General features: G+C 37.8%; 14 protein-coding genes. 11 read left to right on the plus strand and 3 right to left on the minus strand.

Annotated features, from left to right (window positions below; translation table 11 throughout):
* The 3 genes from P20439_RS06755 to P20439_RS06765 form a co-directional block, all read right to left on the minus strand.
* On the minus strand, positions 1-275 hold a 275-nt coding region (locus tag P20439_RS06755), incomplete at its 3' end, for a hypothetical protein (RefSeq protein WP_036933099.1).
* Complete coding sequence (locus P20439_RS06760; protein WP_036933101.1) at positions 268-2,217, minus strand: hypothetical protein; 1,950 nt, start codon at positions 2,215-2,217, stop codon at positions 268-270. The genes P20439_RS06760 and P20439_RS06755, both read right to left, overlap by 8 nt.
* Positions 2,210-2,842, minus strand: a complete 633-nt coding sequence (locus P20439_RS06765) for a hypothetical protein (protein ID WP_008465531.1) — start codon at positions 2,840-2,842, stop codon at positions 2,210-2,212. The genes P20439_RS06760 and P20439_RS06765 overlap by 8 nt, the downstream gene beginning before the upstream one ends.
* A 123-nt stretch (positions 2,843-2,965) precedes the next feature.
* Between P20439_RS06765 and P20439_RS06770 the strand changes: the two genes are divergently transcribed.
* The 11 genes from P20439_RS06770 to P20439_RS06820 all read left to right on the plus strand — a co-directional run.
* Positions 2,966-3,556 (plus strand): hypothetical protein, encoded by a 591-nt coding sequence (locus P20439_RS06770; RefSeq protein WP_008465534.1) that lies wholly within the window; start codon positions 2,966-2,968, stop codon positions 3,554-3,556.
* Positions 3,553-4,944: an N-6 DNA methylase gene (locus P20439_RS06775; RefSeq protein ID WP_008465536.1), complete on the plus strand. Its 1,392-nt coding sequence runs from the start codon at positions 3,553-3,555 to the stop codon at positions 4,942-4,944. Before P20439_RS06770 ends, P20439_RS06775 begins: the two co-directional genes overlap by 4 nt.
* 125 nt (positions 4,945-5,069) lie before the next feature.
* The gene (locus tag P20439_RS06780) at positions 5,070-5,447 is read left to right on the plus strand and encodes a hypothetical protein (protein WP_008465538.1); all 378 of its coding nucleotides are present in this window, start codon (positions 5,070-5,072) and stop codon (positions 5,445-5,447) included.
* A gap of 112 nt (positions 5,448-5,559) precedes the next feature.
* Positions 5,560-6,435 (plus strand): WYL domain-containing protein, encoded by an 876-nt coding sequence (locus tag P20439_RS06785; RefSeq protein WP_008465540.1) that lies wholly within the window; start codon positions 5,560-5,562, stop codon positions 6,433-6,435.
* A gap of 12 nt (positions 6,436-6,447) precedes the next feature.
* Positions 6,448-8,091, plus strand: a complete 1,644-nt coding sequence (locus P20439_RS06790) for a class I SAM-dependent DNA methyltransferase (RefSeq protein ID WP_008465542.1) — start codon at positions 6,448-6,450, stop codon at positions 8,089-8,091.
* Complete coding sequence (locus tag P20439_RS06795) at positions 8,081-9,394, plus strand: restriction endonuclease subunit S (protein WP_008465545.1); 1,314 nt, start codon at positions 8,081-8,083, stop codon at positions 9,392-9,394. Before P20439_RS06790 ends, P20439_RS06795 begins: the two co-directional genes overlap by 11 nt.
* The gene (locus P20439_RS06800; protein WP_008465547.1) at positions 9,395-11,509 is read left to right on the plus strand and encodes a hypothetical protein; all 2,115 of its coding nucleotides are present in this window, start codon (positions 9,395-9,397) and stop codon (positions 11,507-11,509) included.
* On the plus strand, positions 11,506-13,146 hold the full coding sequence (drt4, locus tag P20439_RS06805) for an antiviral reverse transcriptase Drt4 (RefSeq protein ID WP_008465550.1): 1,641 nt from the start codon (positions 11,506-11,508) through the stop codon (positions 13,144-13,146). The genes P20439_RS06800 and drt4 overlap by 4 nt, the downstream gene beginning before the upstream one ends.
* A 25-nt stretch (positions 13,147-13,171) precedes the next feature.
* Positions 13,172-16,444, plus strand: a complete 3,273-nt coding sequence (locus P20439_RS06810) for a type I restriction endonuclease subunit R (RefSeq protein ID WP_008465553.1) — start codon at positions 13,172-13,174, stop codon at positions 16,442-16,444.
* Positions 16,445-16,462: 18 nt separating this feature from the next.
* Complete coding sequence (locus P20439_RS06815) at positions 16,463-17,293, plus strand: Hachiman antiphage defense system protein HamA (protein WP_008465555.1); 831 nt, start codon at positions 16,463-16,465, stop codon at positions 17,291-17,293.
* Between the two features lie 2 nt (positions 17,294-17,295).
* A partial coding sequence (locus P20439_RS06820; RefSeq protein ID WP_036933103.1) for a hypothetical protein occupies positions 17,296-18,042 on the plus strand: 747 nt, incomplete at its 3' end.

Here is an 18,042-nt window from a genome sequence, read left to right on the forward strand (position 1 = left end):
GGCGTGACACCAGAAGAGAGTCGTACAAGAACAATATCTTTTATGCCGCTATGCTGATCAATTACGTCTGCGTGCTTCTTAATGAAATTTTTAAGAAAATTTGATTTGCCCGTATGAGAATTACCATACAATGCGCGAACTTTAGCTTCATCGTTACTTATCTTAATAAGATCGATAACTTTTTGTTCCGCGTCTTTATGCAAAATCATATCAAATCGCATTTTTTTGAATTCTAAAGCTGCCTCTTTCATCTTAAATTTCTGTTTTTTAATCATCTACTGATACTCCTAGTTTTTTGTTTTCAGCATCATCAAAATGCTTGTTAGTCTGTTCATCACTCGACTTTAGTTCTTCATCATCTAGCTGCTCTTCGGCTTTAAAATCAACGCCAGCAGAGTTAATGATTTCATCAATTTCAGTGTTAACTTCGTCTTCTGACAAATCAGAATCTTGGCTATGAGTGATATCAATGAGATCGCCATGCTTTGGCGTACTTCGATACCCAGATAAGTTATGGTCTTCAAGAAACGTTGTAGCCCCGTCTAGCACTTCGCAACGGCCTTCAATAACACTCAATTCATTAAATGACTTACCAAAAGCAGATCGATTAGTGTTTGGAATACTAAGTAAAACGATTTCATCAGGGTTCGGGCTGACGATTCTCGGTACAACTACGCTTACTGAAGAAGCATCGTTTAGATCAACCAGCAGAGTCAGAGGCATAAAATCTTTTTCAGTTGCAATGCAGTACTCTGCATACATCGCTTTCAACTCTGGCGAATTGAAATACTGATAGTCATAGGTAGTGCCGTATTTGATGTTATAAGTAACATCTATTTCCAATCCTCTATATTTTCGCAGCTCAGGAATGTCAGAAGGCTCTAATACCGGGTAAACCTCAGTTCCTTTTATCCATGCTTCATTAGGTGTTAATCCATGCAACCTTTTTAATTGCGAGTTATGGTAATCTCGAACATAGTTGCTAAATTTTTGATGGAATTGTTCAAACGTGTATTTTGCGTCTTTCTTGATATTTGCTTCGGAATATCGGCTTGGATCGAAAGGGCCACAATATCCTTCTAATCCTTGGAAAAATTCTAACCTTAAGCGATTCACAAAATTCTCGACAAACCCTTTTGAGCATGGCTTTCTTACTTCGGTTGTTTCAAATACTCCTTGAATCTTTTGTAATAAACTTTTGGTCATTGCTGAGCGGTAGGCTGTACCAGCATCCATGACCGCTAAACGCATACACCCGTGTTGAATATAAGTAGGGTCTGGTTTTCTATTAATAGCATGATGAATTGAGGCAACAACGTAGCTAGAGGCTTCTTTATTCTTGCCTACTTGAATGGCATAACCTAATAAACTGGCCGTACCAACATCAAATACAAGCGCCATCGAAACAGTTCCTCGATAGTACTTTTTACCGTTAACAAACTTAACAATGCCAACGTTAAAGTGAGCCATATCGAGTTCTACGCGATCTAGTGGAATCGTGATGCCGTACTTCTCTAATTTTTGTTTATATTTGTTTTTTGCGTATGATTCGCCATAGCGAAGGCGATCATACTCATAGGGACCTAATGACCGTGCTCTGCGCATAAGAGTTTTAGCGCATGGAGCATTACCCTCATAGCCCAGTTCTTCATAGTTCATAGCTAATAAACGTTGTGTAGCTGCAACTGACTTACCATTTTCTTTTAAGTGGTGTTTGTATAAATATCTCCACACCAAATCATCCACATCTTGCGTCAATCCAGTGTCACGATTTCGTTTGTTATTTAAAACCTGTGGAGCTGCGCTATAACCATCCCTTTTAAATTTTTTAAAATCCTTACACAAGGTTGAACGGGCGTAACCTATGGTATCGTTAGCTTCTCGTTGGATATCTTCAACTAATCCTTCTACATCTTTGGTCGGATATTTCTTAGCCAACATGGCATAGAAATACTTTTCTCTACGATTGATTTCTAGCAGTTGTTCACTAGTTGCTCCTTGCATACACGGAGCCTTAGCAAGCTCCTGAATAATTGTGATTTTCCCTTTCTTGATCTCTTCCAATAAATCTACAAAAGGTCGCATGAACATGTGATGACCTTCGCGCTCAATGAATAATTCTTGAGTAGCTTCATTTACAGCTCTGACAACAGCTTTTTTTCCCATGTATTCCAATTTTTTATCTTGAAGAGAACTAAGTGTGATACCTCTAGCCATACTTCACCTCCAATGGCAGATCCAAAGAAAATGGTTTTTCGAAGTCAATATGAACTTTTTTTTGAGCGATTAGTGCCGGAGCGAAAGCTGGGGATGCATTAAAACGTGAACACATTTCATACAAGTCACCAACGCATTTAACATCTGTTAAATGTGTAAAAGCTAAATCTAAATCATAGCGTGAAAAGTCATAAGCTCTGTATTGGTAGAAACGCGCAAGGTTCTCAGCTTTGATAGGTTTATAAAAATCATCTTCAGTATGAACTGATAGAGGACGGTTATACAGATCTAGAAATTGTTCACTCAATAGTTGGTGTTTGGTATAGACCGATTCGTTATTGGCAAAGATATTAGGTTTTAACTCAATGAATTCGATCACGTCACCTTCAGGCGTTCTTCGTTTTCTAACAACATCTGGGGTATAGCGAGTATTTTTTCCTTTAATATTAAAAACAAAGCTTTGAGCCTGACCAGCCCATGCAAACACATCATCATCAAACTCTTGTTGCAGCATGAAACTAGTCTCGAAGCTGCTTTCAGGTCTGAACGTTTTTCTCATTTGGATAGAGTTAAAGTAAGTCGCTTTTTTCTTTCCGTAAAATCGAATTTGTTTTGGAAACACCATGTTGCACCTCCTTAATCATATGCTGCATTCCTCAGGGTGTATTAATAGTTTTGATCAAATGTTTTGAATTTGTCAAGTTATTTTGCTACATTTCTCAGTATGTAATTTAGGGTCGGTAAAAAAATGAGAATTGAACAGCTTTCAAAATACGCGGATATTTCTACTGGGAGGTCTTTTCGTGGAGCCATTAAAAAGGCTGCCGACATGGGCTTTAAGGTGATCCAAATAGGAGATATTGTTTTTGATAAAGGCGAAGCAACCTTAGATTTTGACAAGTTAACAGAAACTGAAATAAATACTTCAAGGAAAGTTGAATGTTTAAACAACGGTGATCTAATCATGGTCACTAAAGGACGAGAAAAGCATCTTGTATTGCTTAATGATGTGCCTGATAAACTAATATGTACTCAACATTTTCTAGTTGTTAAACCGAAGTCGGAATTTTCAACGGTAACTAGCTTATTTTTAAAATCTTATTTAGAAACCAATTTTTCAAAGGATTGGATAGAAGCAAATTCAGGTGGTAACTATCAAAGTACTATTGGTAAAGGGATCTTAGAGAAGATGCCGCTCCCAGATTTGACTGACGAAAGTGGGAGTGATTTCATCGAGTACGTATTAAGCGTCAATGCTGAATTAGAAAAATATCAGCAACTAATAGAAGCAAGAAAAAACCAAGTAGCCGGGTTAATAAGTGAGATGGTGAAGCAATGATTACTAACGAATTAGCAGTAAAGTTTGTAGAAGCTTATAAAGACAGCGATTTGTTGCCAGCCAATTTAGATGAAAGACTTTCCTTTTTAGCGCTGTTAACCATTGAATTACTTGCCATCACGGAGCGAGGTATATACCAGAAGTTCTTAACGAACCTACAAGCTTCTGGTGATATTAAGTCAATTGACGTAGAAAAGTTTGATTTCACTGAATCTGAACAGTTAGTTGCAAAACAAGCAATAACTCATTCTAATGATGTAAAAATCAATGAGGTTCTGAGTAGATTCGATGAGATACGAGAAGCGTTAGATTTAAGTGAATTGACGCGTTTCGAATCAATTACATTATACGAACAAACTCTTAAATTATTGCAAGAACCAAAAGTCTTTGAATTGATCCAAAGTGATGCGAAAGGTTTTGATTTTCAACTGCGGCCCGATGATTTTTCTAGATTGATAGCAAGTATCGTCAAAAGCAATGGGAAATTGAAGGTCTATGATGCAATGGCATCAACTGGTGAATTAAGCAATTTTCTTGCTCAATTAAACCCACACTGGCATTTTACCACTGAGAGCTTGCTTCAAAACCCTTACTATCTTGTACACAAGTTTGTGCTAGCCGGGAATGACGATTGTGTAGTAAGCCAGAGTTATTCACTCAATAGTACTCCATTTGTAAAAGCTTCAACTTTTGACTTAGCGTTTGCGCTGTATGAGCCAACAGCCGTTAGAAAATCAGCAAGTCCAAAAGTCAAAAAGTCTAAAGAAGGCGGCTCATTAAGTGGTCACTATGACCCAAAAAGAATAGATCTGAATATAATTTCCACTCAATACAATGACCATGCATTGATTCAACACCTCATCTGGTCAATTAACGAAACGGGAATTGCAATAGCATTTGTCGGACGAGGTGCGTTACAGCGAATAGAAGAGGCTAAGTCTCGACACTATCTAGTACAAAACAATTATGTTGATGCAGTTATTCAGCTACCAACGAGCTTAATAAGTGCAAGAACAGTTGATTTGTTTGCAGTAATTCTTCGTAAAAATAAACAAACCGATGACATTGTGTTCATTGATGCATCTACGTATTTTGATCGTGATATCAAGCGCAACAAATTAGTTCGTGAAGATGAGATTGCAACTATTCTAGCTGAGCGGAAAAACATTACTGACATTTGCCAAGTGGTGACTAATGGGCAGGTTGAAGAGTTAAGCCGGGTTGATGAGGCCACCAATGAATCAAACTTCTCTTTAAACGTAGCGAGTTACATTAGTAGAAGCAAACAGTTCGTAGATCCCACTTTAATTAATGAGTTAATAGACGAGCTAAGCTTAATCCAAGAAAACTCAAACCAGTTATTCAATAAATTAATGAAAAAAATTTGAAAATAATTGTCATTGAATATCAACACCTTGACACCTAAGCTGTTGTTTTTATACATATTTGTATAATGACAAGTTTAGAAACCTCTTCTATAGATTTAGATGTTTAAATAAAAGAGGTGAGTAAAATGCAGCAAATAGACAGTAACCAAACTAATTCTGAATATAGTGATTTTCAGATAGATTCCTTAAAAACATATTTACGGGAAGTAACCGTTGTTTCAGTGGTTGATAAAGTGGATGGAGAGTTAATAGAAATTGCTCAAGTGCTACACGGCTTTGTTGAACTCGATGAAACACTAAGGTTTTCACATGATGATGTTGTGATTTCGTCACCGATACAAATTTCGTCGGATCATAATACTCAATTTATTACAAAATCCGGCTCTCAATATATGAGTTGTGATGAGGTAGAGTACGTCACGTTAAATGGGCAAGATTGGCTTAAAATGAGGCAAACATTGATGAATCCACGAGATATTTTAATTATGAAATATCTCTCTTAGTCAAAAGATAAACGAAAAGGACTTAACTGCTCCTTTTCTTTTATCTGGACATTGACGTGATTATCAGAATGATACACACTAGCTCAAATACGTAATTAGTATAATAAGTTAGATGGAACTAGAAAACGTCAATTACGCACAAAAACAACGTCTCGCTTTCATTGATTTTAAATTGATGTTCACAAGCTCAGTAACGCGTAACGAAATCATCCAACGCTTCGAATGCGGTACTGCCGCTGCTTCCAGAGATTTAGCTCTTTATAAAGAGCTTGCACCTAAAAACCTGTCGTATAACACAACAGAAAAGCAGTACATCATAGAGTCCAACTTTAAACCACTCTTCAATCATGATCCGCGAAAGACACTGGTTAAATTAGCTAATGAGATATCAGACGGTTTTGATTCGATTGGCGATACAAAATTTCCAGTCGAAGCACCTAGTTCGTTGAATGTGCCTGATTTGATAGTCGTTGCTCGTATAAGTCAAGCCATCTTCCAAAACAAAGCTGTCAATATCATTTATACATCGTTAAGTAGTGGCTCTGGCGCACGAGATATCGTGCCGCATTCAATTATCGACAATGGGCTTCGTTGGCATGTTCGCGCTTATTGCAGAAAATCAAAAGAATTTCGCGACTTTGTATTAACTCGAATTACAAAAGCAACAGTGATGTCTGGTTTATCAAAAGAGCACGAAAGCAAAGAACACGATAAAGAGTGGAATACGTTCATTTCACTAGAACTGGTTCCTCATCCTCGAAACATTGAGTACCCCACAGCGATTGCTTTAGACTACGGCATGGTTGACGGCAGTATGACAATTAAAGCAAGAGCCGCTCTTACTGGTTATTTATTAAGGCGATGGAATGTTGATTGCTCAGACAATGCTGAACTTAACGGCAGTGAATATCAGCTTTATCTCAATAACAAACATTTAATATCTGGGGCAGGGAATTTGACTTTGGCCCCCGGCTTTCAAGATTTATAGGAATTTATAAACATGACAGAAGAAAATAAAAAAGCCCCAAATAAAAATGTAAAGGGATTCGAAGAGTCGCTTTGGGATGCGGCTAATAAACTTCGTGGTAGCGTTGAATCATCGGAATACAAGCACATTGTACTAAGCCTTATTTTCTTAAAATTCATTAGTGATAAGTTTGAAAAGCAACGTGAAAAACTAGTTGCAGATGGGATGGGCGATTACGTTGATATGGTTGAGTTCTATACCAAAGACAATGTGTTTTATTTACCAGAGGAAGCGCGTTGGTCGTTTATTCAAAAACAAGCTAAGCAAGATGACATTGCCGTAAAAATTGATACCGCATTACATACCGTTGAAAAAAATAACGTATCCCTTAAAGGCGCATTGCCAGATAACTACTTCTCTCGTCTTGGGCTTGATAGCAGTAAATTAGCCGCTCTGATAGATACCATTAATAACATCGATACCGTTGCAAACGAATGTCACATGACCGAAGAAGATTTGGTAGGTCGTGTTTATGAATACTTCCTTGGTAAGTTTGCCGCGAATGAAGGCAAAGGTGGTGGTGAGTTCTATACACCCAAATCGGTAGTAACCTTGATTGCGGAAATGCTTGAACCATACAAAGGTAAGATATACGACCCGTGCTGCGGTAGTGGCGGTATGTTTGTTCAATCGCTTAAGTTTATTGATAGTCACAAAGGCAGTAAGAAAAACATCTCAATCTATGGTCAGGAATACACCAGCACAACTCATAAATTAGCCAAAATGAACCTTGCTGTGCGTGGTATTAACGGTAATTTAGGTGATGTTGCAAGTGATACCTTCTTTAAAGATCAGCACCCTGATTTAAAAGCAGACTACATTTTGAGTAATCCACCGTTCAACCAGAAGCAATGGCGTGCAGACAACGAGCTAGTTGACGATCCTCGTTGGTCAGGTTTTGAAGTGCCGCCCACTGGCAACGCTAACTATGCGTGGATCATGCATATGATCTCAAAGCTTAGCGAAAACGGCACAGCAGGTTTTGTACTTGCTAATGGCTCAATGAGTTCTAATACAGGCGGTGAAGGCACAATTCGCCAGAAAATTATCGAGAATGACTTGGTAGATTGCATGATCGCGCTACCGGGTCAGCTTTTCTACACCACACAAATCCCTGTTTGCTTATGGTTTATCACAAAGAATAAAAAGGAAGATGTTGAGCGCGGTTATCGCAATCGTGAAGGTGAAACCCTATTTATCGATGCCCGTGAAATGGGCACTATGGTTAGTCGTGTTCACAAAGAACTCACCACGGATGATATCGCTGAAATTGCCAAAACATACCATGGATGGCGTGGTGAAAAGATAGATGGAGATATGAAGACGACCGCCACGGATGGCGGAAGTGTCGATAATGCAGGAGCAATTATCGACCAAAGCGGATATCAAGATATCGCTGGCTTTTGCAAATCAGCCACGTTAGAAGATATCACAGCCAACGACTTTGTATTAACACCGGGTCGTTACGTTGGTGCTGCTGAGTTAGAAGACGATGGCATTCCGTTTGAAGTCAAAATGAAAGAGCTAAGCCAAACCCTCTATAGCCAAATGGAACAAGCCGAAGAGCTTGATAAAGCGATTCGTCAAAACTTGGAGGTGTTGGGTTATGGCGAGTAGTTGGAGCATATATAAATTAGAAGATGTTGCAGATATTGGCTCTAGTAAGCGAATAAAAATGGCTGATTACGTTTCAGAGGGGGTTCCATTTTATCGTTCAAAAGAAATTATTGAAAAAAATAAAGGCAATGAAATTTCGACTGAACTGTTTATAACCGAAGAGCAGTTTAATGCTATTGAGGAAAAGTTTGGCGCACCAAAAGAATTGGACATTTTGCTTACGTCTGTTGGTACTTTAGGAGTGCCATATCAAGTACAAAAAGATGAAAAATTTTACTTTAAAGATGGAAATCTAACTTGGCTTAGAAACTTCAAGGATTTTGTTAATCCAAGGTACGTATACTTTTGGCTGACTTCTACAATTGCTAAACGAAAAATTGATGAGGTTACAATTGGTTCTACTCAGCAAGCATTGACTATAGTAGCTTTAAAATCTCTCACTATAGAGCTACCACCTTTAAAAGTTCAGAACATAGTAGTGCAACACCTAGAAGCGTTAACAGGTAAAATAACTTTAAATCGCCAAACGAACCAAACCCTAGAACAAATGGCGCAGGTGTTATTTAAAAGCTGGTTTGTTGATTTTGATCCTGTTATCGACAACGCCCTTGCTGCTGGCAACGACATTCCTGATGCACTGCAAAACAAAGCCGAACAGCGCCTGCAAGCACAACAACTACCAGACTTCAAACCACTGCCTGATAATATCCGCGCATTATTCCCAAAAGAATTTGAACAAACAGGTGAACCAACTATTGGTATTGCTGGCTGGATACCTAAAGGCTGGTCATCCAAATATCTAAGTGATTTATTGGAAATTAAATATGGTAAAGATCACAAGAAGCTAGATGAAGGGGAGTATCCTGTCTATGGCTCTGGTGGTTTAATGCGTAGAGTGGATAAGTTTCTATATAAAGGGGAATCGGTTCTTATCCCAAGAAAAGGAACGCTCTCCAATATCATGTACGTAAATGAGACATTTTGGTCTGTAGACACTATGTTTTTTACCATACCTAAAGTACCCCAAATTGCTAAGTTTGCATTTTACCTTCTGAAAAGGTTGAACTTTGACAATATGAACGTAGGCTCTGCTGTGCCAAGTATGACCACAAAAGTACTAAATGCATTGCCTCTGGTTTGTCCTAGTGAAAACGTATTAACTAAGTTTGATGAGATCATAGAACTGTATTTTTCAAAGATTCGAGCTAATCAAGAAAGTAGTAATCAACTTGAGCAATTAAGAGGTGCGTTATTACCCAAATTAATTTCAGGTGAAATAACAATAAATAAGGAAGTTGGCTAGATGCGTAAGAACCCACTCAGTGACTTGCAAGGGATGCTTAACTTAATCAAAGCATCTTCAAATCCATTTTCTCCTATCATTGAAGCGATAAATAACTCGTTGGAATCTATTTTTAAACTAGAAAATGACGGTAATAGAGAAATAGCAATTAACCTGCATTTTAATGACCAAGATGAAAACGCGAAAAAATTAGAGTTTATTGAAATCACGGATTCTGGAGTGGGGTTTACCGTTGAGTCATTCAACAGATTTGAAAGGTTATTAGATCGGACTAAAGGGTTTAATAACCGAGGCTCAGGAAGACTTCAGTATTTACACCGCTTTGGTGAAGTTACCTTTAAAAGCGTATATCGCCAAGATAACGACTTGTATCTAAGAAAATTCAGCAGTAGCAAAGATAATTTTATCTATGATGATTCTGCTCCACAAAAGATTAATACCGATAAGTTAGAGACAACCATCACCTTAAAGCATTTGAGAAGCCATAAACGAGATCAGGCTGCATACTCAACGTTGAAATTTGGTGCTTTTGTGTCTTGGATAAAATCGCAATTTGCTCTTCGTGCTTATCTGGAAAAATGTAAGGGGAAGTCCTTCCCAACAATCAAGTTGCAATTCTCGTATCAAGTTGCAGAAACAGAAAATTTGACGATTGAACCTAAGAATTTTCCTGAACCAAGCGACAAAGGTTGCTTTGAGGTTAGGTATCAGGAGCCATTTGAAGACAAGGGAAAAATTGGCTGGCGAAATGCCCAAGGTATTGAGCCTGAAAAGTTTAACTGGTGCGTTTTTACTTTTCCTGCGAATGAAGTTGATATTCATGGTGCTTTTCTTTGTAGCAAAGATATTCCAGTTGAGGAAGTCAAAAACCCAATTTTAAAAAAGAGTAATGGTCACCAAGGTACTAGAATGGTTACCGCTTTTTATGGTGATTATTTGGATAAACCCGATAATGTAAACCATTCTGTTGATGCATTTGAAATTCCGAATAAATCAGATGTTAAAGAACTTTCTAATGGATTATTTGGCGAAGAAAGTAAGGTTTATCTAGATGACATTAAAGAACAAGCAAATATTCAGCTTAAGTCCATTTACAAAGAAATAGAGCAAGCGCAAGAGAATGCTGAAAGAAAAGTTATGTCTTTAGCTAAAGAACTCGGTATTTCACACCATATTGCTGTAAACGTGAAAAAGGCAGTAAAGCTAACAGATGACGATGACAGCATTGTTAAAAGCTTACATATAGAAGAAGCAAAATATGTTGCTAGTAAAAGCAATGAAGCTAGAAAGGTCATCGAACAGCTTAATCATATGGACCCAACTTCACCTACTTATCAGTCTGACTTAGAAGAAAAGAGCAGTGAGCTGTCTGCTTTGGTTGATGCTCAAAACAAAGAAGAACTTTCTAAGTACGTTGTTAGGCGTGAGTTGGTGGCTAATTTATTGGATAGGGTGTTGAACCAAGAGTTGGCTGTGCAAACAGAACCGCTTCCTGATGGTAAGAAAAGGCGCGATAAAGAAGGGTTTATTCATGACCTTATCTTTAAACGGAAATCAGATGGCAATTTAAATGATTTGTGGATATTAGACGAGGAATTTGTACATTTTGATGGGTGTTCTGATGTCCCACTCAATGAAATACAATCTGAATCTGGTGAATTTTTGTTGAAAGATATTCCTGAAGAGGAAATAGCAAAACTACAGCTAAAAATTACTAAGCGACCAGATATTTTCATTTATGCATCTGAAGGAAAGTGTGTCCTTATTGAATTTAAAGCTCCTGATGTCACCCTTACCGATTACATGCATCAAACCCCCAATTATTGTACGTTAATAGCGAACTATAGCGTACACAAGATCGAGAAATTTTATTGCTATCTAATTGGGGAATCGTATAGCAAAATTGATGTACCAGCCGAATATGAAGAAACGGTGAATGGGACTTGGTTAAGGGAAAAAATTCGAATTATACATCCTGAAACAAGAGAGCGAATAGCTTGGGCACAACAAGAAATAATTAAGCTATCCGAAATTGCAGCAAGAGCGCACCGCAGAAATAAAAGTTTTGCAGAAAAGCTGGGCATTGATGATCTTATGGACGGGAATACGGAATGAGTTGGTTTTTTGATCGAAATGGACGAGATAGAGCGCTATATGAAGCTTTAACTCGGCATAATTATTTCCCTAATCAGAGGGCTTCCGTTGGGGAATTACCACCATGTATTGATACAAGGCAGTTTACACCTGAGGTTGTTGAAGCTTTAGCTGGAATTGAAGACAGTAGGGAAAGGAGAAAATCAGGTTACGATCTTGTTGAGTATAAAGCTACTCGTTATAACAATGTGCCTAGAGTTTTAAGTTTAGTGCACCCCAAAGCTTATGCTCTTCTAGCAAAGTGTATACATGATAACTGGGAACACCTTCACTCAATTACGGAAAATCAAAACAGTATAATAAAGCCACAGTTTCATCATGAAGAAAAGCGCTTGATGGTCATGAATTACGAAGAGCCTATGGCAAAAGTTTCTAGGTCGCATCAGAAAGGCTTTACAAAGCGATTTAGAGTCCACGCTGATGTTGCCAATTGCTTTAATAGTATTTATTCGCACGCAATTCCTTGGAGTTTAGTTGGTCTCAATCAAGCTAAAGCACAACAAAATGAACGTGAGCTTTGGTTCAACAAACTGGATATGTTTCAGCGAAAGTGCAAAAGAAACGAGACGCTCGGTATTCCAATAGGTTCAGCGACTTCTAGCATTTTTGCTGAATTGATTCTTGGGTGCGTGGATAAAAAACTTAGAGAAAAAGAATACGAATTTTATAGATATATTGATGATTATTCTTGTTACTGTAAATCAGATGATGAAGCCCAAGAGTTTTTGCGAGATTTAGGTATTTTCTTAGCTGAATACAAATTAACTTTGAACCTTAAAAAGACTGTTGTTGAAGCTTTGCCTAGCCCAATAGAAGACTCATGGGTTTTAGAGTTAAGAGGATCGTTACCGAGCAGATTAGGCTACTCAAACGAAAGCGAACCTAAGTTGTCTGCTACTGAGGCTCTTACTTTCATAAATAGGGCAATCGAAGTAAATAAAGAAACACCTGACGGTAGCGTCTTAAAATATGCTGTTTCATTAATTCTTCCGTATTTGGATGAATATGCTCCATTTCATCTCATAGACCCTTTATTAAATCTAGCATGGCATTTTCCTGTGTTATTACCTTTGTTAGATTTGTTAATGTCGAATGCAGAGGTCGATCCCACTATTTACCTAGCACAATTAATAGAAATTATTAAAGATAATGCTTTGAAAGGTCGGTCTGATGGAATGTCATGGCCTCTACATAGTTTAATTCGAGCTGGCTGTGTCGTTGATGATTCGACTGCTGAATTGATTATTAATAGTAAAGATTGTGTTGCTATCACTATGCTGTTGGAAATGAATATACATCAACAGAAAGTGGTGGATTTTTCTAATCGAATTACTCAATCGCCAGATAACTATGATAAAGATTCATATTGGTTATTACTCTATCAGTTGTTTAAAAAGGGATTAATAAACGAACCATACGGAGATGGCGTTTTTGACTGTCTTGCCCATTTTGACGTTGATTTTTTACCCGGAGAGAAGATTTCAGATGCAGAGAAAAGGTGTGATGAAATACACAAAGAGATACAAACCGAAGCTCTCCGGCAAGTGTTTTCTTCTGTATTACCTGACACAAATCAAACTGAAAATCCTGAGTTTTAAGGTTAGTTGAAAGGATGCATATTGTATGAAATTTACTGAAGCACAATTAGAAGCTGCAATTATTGAACTGCTTGGAGAGCAAGGTTTTCCTTATGTTCCCGGTTATGAGCTTACTCGTAGCAATACAGAAGTTTTGATTAAGGATGACATACGTCAGTTCTTATCTGATAAGTATCAAGCAGACAATATTACTGCTGGTGAGATTGATTCAATCATCAAACAAATAGAATCATTGCCTGCTAGTGACTTGTACGATAGTAACAAAACGTTCTGTAAATGGTTAAGTGATGGCTTTTTGTTAAAACGAGAGCCTTCTGCGAATGGGGAGCACCACTCGCAAAAAGATCTCTATATCCAATTAGTTGATTACACCAATGTTGTCCAAAGCCTGTTACCAGATTTAGTAAAGGAATTAGCACCAGAACTACCTAAAGTAGCGGAGCCTTTAGCGGAATATGAAAAGCAGCCACCTACATACAATGACACCAATATATACAAGATAGTTAATCAGCTTGAGATTGAAGGCGTTGATGGCGAGAAGCGTATCCCTGATGGCATTTTGTATATCAATGGTTTGCCATTGGTGGTTTTCGAGTTTAAAAGTGCTATTCGTGAAGAAGAAACTTCAATTCATGATGCTTATGTTCAGTTAAATACTCGCTATCGCAGGGACATTCCCGCTCTATTCGTTTACAACGCCTTTTGTGTTATCAGTGATGGCGTTAACAATAAAATGGGCGGCCTGTATGCGCCTTATGAATTTTTCTACGCATGGCGCAAAGTAACGGGCAACGAATCGATAGAAAAAGATGGAATCAATTCGCTGCATACTATGTTGCAGGGATTATTTAATAAAGCTCGCCTACGGGATGTAATTCGCAATTTTATTTATTTCCCAGATTCATCAAAGGCTGAAGTTAAAATTGTTTGCCGCTACCCGCAGTATTATGCAGCTAGAAAGCTCTACCACAGTATTAAACTCGCGCGTAAACCTGAGGGCGATGGTAAAGGCGGCACATACTTTGGCGCAACTGGCTGTGGTAAGAGTTTTACCATGCAGTTTCTATCTCGCTTACTAATGAAAAGTGTGGATTTTGAAAGTCCAACCATTGTGTTAATTACTGACCGCACCGATTTGGATGATCAGCTATCTCAGCAATTTTCTAATGCAAAAACGTATATTGGTGATCAAACTGTTGTAGCTGTTGAAAGCCGCGACCATTTACGTGAACTTCTTCAAGGCCGCAACAGCGGTGGTGTTTTCTTAACGACTATCCACAAGTTTACCGAGGATACCAAGTTACTCACTGATAGAAGTAATGTTATTTGTATCTCTGATGAAGCGCACCGCAGTCAAACCAATCTAGACCAGAAGGTTCGAGTGACAGAAAAGGGCGTTAAGAAGACCTACGGTTTCGCCAAATACCTTCATGACTCGTTACCCAATGCAACATTTGTAGGTTTCACTGGTACGCCAGTTGACGCAACGCTAGACGTTTTTGGTCAAGTAGTTGATGCTTACACCATGACTGAATCTGTGAAAGATGAGATTACTGTTCGAATAGTATATGAAGGTAGAGCAGCTAAGGTCATTTTAGATAACGCAAAATTAGAAGAAATAGAGGCTTACTATCAGCAATGTGCTGATGATGGCAGTAATGAACACCAGATAGAAGAAAGTAAGAAAGCCTCTGCAAATATGACAGCCATTTTGGGCGATCCTGATCGTATTAGCGCGTTAGCCAGAGATTTTGTTGCCCATTATGAATCACGCATTGAGGAAGGCTCTACCATAAAAGGTAAAGCTTTGTTTGTAAGCTCTGCGCGTGAAGTAGCTTATTTATTTTACCAAGAGTTAAAAGACCTTCGCCCAGATTGGTTTGAGGTACTGGAATGCGAAGTTGGCGTAGAGCTATCAGAGCAAGAGCGCAAAAAAATTAAACCAATGGAACGAGTCAAAATGGTGATGACTCGTGGCAAGGATGATCCTAAAGAGCTTTGGGATTTACTAGGTACTAAAGAATATCGTAAAGAGTTAGACCGACAGTTCAAAAATGAAAAGTCTAACTTCAAAATCGCCATTGTTGTCGATATGTGGCTGACGGGTTTTGACGTACCTTTCCTTGATACCATCTATATCGATAAGCCAATACAACGCCATAACCTAATTCAAACTATATCGCGTGTTAACCGTAAGTTTGAAGGTAAAGACAAAGGTCTGGTTGTTGACTATATCGGCATCAAAACGCAGATGAATAAAGCATTAGCCATGTATTCAAAAACGGATGAAACTAATTTTGAGGACATTGCTCAGTCCATCATTGTTGTTAAGGATCATTTGGATTTATTGGGCAAACTCATGCATCAGTTTGATGTGTCACCTTACTTTACTGGGCAACCAGTTGCTCAACTAAACTGCCTCAACAATGCTGCTGAATTTGTCTTACAAACACAAAAACTTGAACATCGCTTTATGGCATTAGTAAAACGATTAAAAACCGCTTATGACGTGTGCTGTGGTAGTGAAAAACTATCGCAGAAAGAGCGTGATTACATTCACTTCTATTTAGCTGTTCGTTCCATTGTCTACAAGCTTACGAAAGGTAATGCGCCCGACACTGCACAAATGAATGCCAAGGTACGTGAGATGATTTCTGAAGCACTAAAGAGTGACGGTGTAGAAGAGATTTTTAAGCTAGGGCAAGGCGAAGATGGTGTTGATATCTTCGATGATGATTACTTAGCAAAAATTGAAAAAATTAAGCTTCCCAATACCAAAATCAAATTACTTCAGCAAATGTTGGCAAAGGCCATTGGCGAGTTTAAGCAAGTCAATAAGCTAAAAGCGGTCGATTTCTCTGCGCGTTTTAAATCATTGGTTGATAAGTATAACGAGCGCAAAGAAGAAGATGTTTTAGTCAGTGAAGTACTTGAAGACTTCTCTGATGAAATCATCAATATGTATCAAGATCTCAAGTCTGAAATGGGTTCATTCGCTGACATGGGTATTAACCTTGAAGAGAAAGCTTTTTACGATATTTTACTGGCACTAGCGATAAAATATGACTTCAACTACCCAGAAGATAAGCTTCTCGACTTAGCTAAAGCGGTAAAAGATATTGTTGATGATAAGGCTAAATACACAGACTGGAGCCAACGGGAAGATATTAAGGCTGAACTAAAAGTAGACCTCATAATGTTGCTAGCTAAGTTTGGCTACCCGCCTGTTGATCGTGATGAAGTGTATAAAGAAATTTTCGAGCAAGCTGAGAATTTTAAAAAGAATCGAGCTGCATAAGGGATTAAATGAGAAGTTATGGCTACTAAAAAACAATTAACGGCTCAAAGCAAGTTAATAGGTAAACATCCTCAGTCTGGTTTATTTTTCGACTGGTTCAAATGTGAAGATACACCTGCAACGGCTCATAAAAAGCATCGAAAGCTTACAAACAAAGGGATAAGTAAAGCAACTTTAATAGATCATTTATCACAATGGATAGTTAAACATCACGTTACTGAAGCACGTTTGGCTAGAATAGAAAGGAAAAAGCAGCTCTTAGACAAGCACGGCTTTGCTAACTACATGGACGGAAGAGTTCCTTTCCCTGTGAAATCAGCAACAACACAGAAAGGTAATTTAGGTGAAATTATCCTTGCTGAGTACCTTACTGAATCATCAGGTTTAGAAATCCTAGTATATAAGTTGAGATATAACCCAAACGTTGAGCAATCAATGAAGGGAGATGACTTACTACTTTTTGAAAAACAGAATATTCAAAATAAAGTGATAATGGGAGAATCTAAGTTCCGAGCCACCAAAAGTAAGCAAGCTTTAGACGATATCGTCAAATCCTTATCTAATAAGAATCTTCCTATATCTCTTACTTTTGTTAGCGATAGGTTAGAAGAAATGGGTGATGTTGATTTAGCGGACGAAGTTGATGATTTGATCACTAACCTTCATACGAAAAAAACACCTGTTATTTACGTTGGTTTTTATCATAGTGAAACGTCAGCCTATAAAACCATAGAGAAACACCTAAATTCTAGTAATAGTGATCTTGTTATAGTTTCCTATGGTGAAGATAACCCCAATCAATTAATAAAAGATTGCTTTAAAGAAGCATTAAAAATGGTAATGAAGTAGATATGGATATCGTAAAAGCTCAGGAACTATTTGAAAAACTTGAAAACGATGAGTTTGCCCAAAATTTGATTGCGCAATCAAATGCCAAAAATATCCTTTTAGCTGTCAAAGAAGATGAAGCTAACTTTCCAAATTTTACGGAAGGATTAACAGAGCGGGTTAACGGTATTGCGTTTGCGTATTTGTCTATAGGTTGTTCTATAGCGGAGAAAAGTGAAGTTAATGACATTGCAATAAAAGCTTTTGAGAAAGCTGGTGATATTATTCACTACATACACTCACAGAACACAGAAATTAATGAGCAAAGTAGCTTCTATTTAGTTGTAAGCAGCCTATCATTTTATCTAGCTTCTCAGTATTCAAAATCGTTTATAGCGATCAAAAATGTTAAAGCTGAATCAGCATTGATTAAGCTGTTTAGCAATTTCTTGAAAAAAGATCTGCAAGCACTTATTCACGAAATTAACAAAATTCAGTTTGACGATGAGTATGATGAAGTTTCTGATGATGAACTTGAACAGAATAGCAAGCATTATGCAGTTATTTTGTCTAAGTCCCTCAATTTAGTCTTGGAATATATTTATTCTGGTAAGGAAGAGTATCTCTATTTAGGTCTGGAGTATTTAACGGACCTGAATGAATTGGCCTCTATAGATGACGAGCCTGCTATCTGGTGGCTATCAAGATTGCTAAAAATATTGTTTGGTGTTTTCAGAAACTACTCATTCTGGAATGTACTACCAAAACTT

The sequence above is a fragment of the Pseudoalteromonas sp. BSi20439 genome, from assembly GCF_000241165.1.
GTDB lineage: Bacteria > Pseudomonadota > Gammaproteobacteria > Enterobacterales > Alteromonadaceae > Pseudoalteromonas.

Coding starts and splice junctions, on each gene's coding strand:
- P20439_RS06760 (WP_036933101.1), bottom strand. CDS start 2,217: ATGGCTAGAGGTATCACACTTAGTTCTCTTCAAGATAAAAAATTGGAA.
- P20439_RS06765 (WP_008465531.1), bottom strand. CDS start 2,842: ATGGTGTTTCCAAAACAAATTCGATTTTACGGAAAGAAAAAAGCGACT.
- P20439_RS06770 (WP_008465534.1), top strand. CDS start 2,966: ATGAGAATTGAACAGCTTTCAAAATACGCGGATATTTCTACTGGGAGG.
- P20439_RS06775 (WP_008465536.1), top strand. CDS start 3,553: ATGATTACTAACGAATTAGCAGTAAAGTTTGTAGAAGCTTATAAAGAC.
- P20439_RS06780 (WP_008465538.1), top strand. CDS start 5,070: ATGCAGCAAATAGACAGTAACCAAACTAATTCTGAATATAGTGATTTT.
- P20439_RS06785 (WP_008465540.1), top strand. CDS start 5,560: ATGGAACTAGAAAACGTCAATTACGCACAAAAACAACGTCTCGCTTTC.
- P20439_RS06790 (WP_008465542.1), top strand. CDS start 6,448: ATGACAGAAGAAAATAAAAAAGCCCCAAATAAAAATGTAAAGGGATTC.
- P20439_RS06795 (WP_008465545.1), top strand. CDS start 8,081: ATGGCGAGTAGTTGGAGCATATATAAATTAGAAGATGTTGCAGATATT.
- P20439_RS06800 (WP_008465547.1), top strand. CDS start 9,395: ATGCGTAAGAACCCACTCAGTGACTTGCAAGGGATGCTTAACTTAATC.
- drt4 (WP_008465550.1), top strand. CDS start 11,506: ATGAGTTGGTTTTTTGATCGAAATGGACGAGATAGAGCGCTATATGAA.
- P20439_RS06810 (WP_008465553.1), top strand. CDS start 13,172: ATGAAATTTACTGAAGCACAATTAGAAGCTGCAATTATTGAACTGCTT.
- P20439_RS06815 (WP_008465555.1), top strand. CDS start 16,463: ATGGCTACTAAAAAACAATTAACGGCTCAAAGCAAGTTAATAGGTAAA.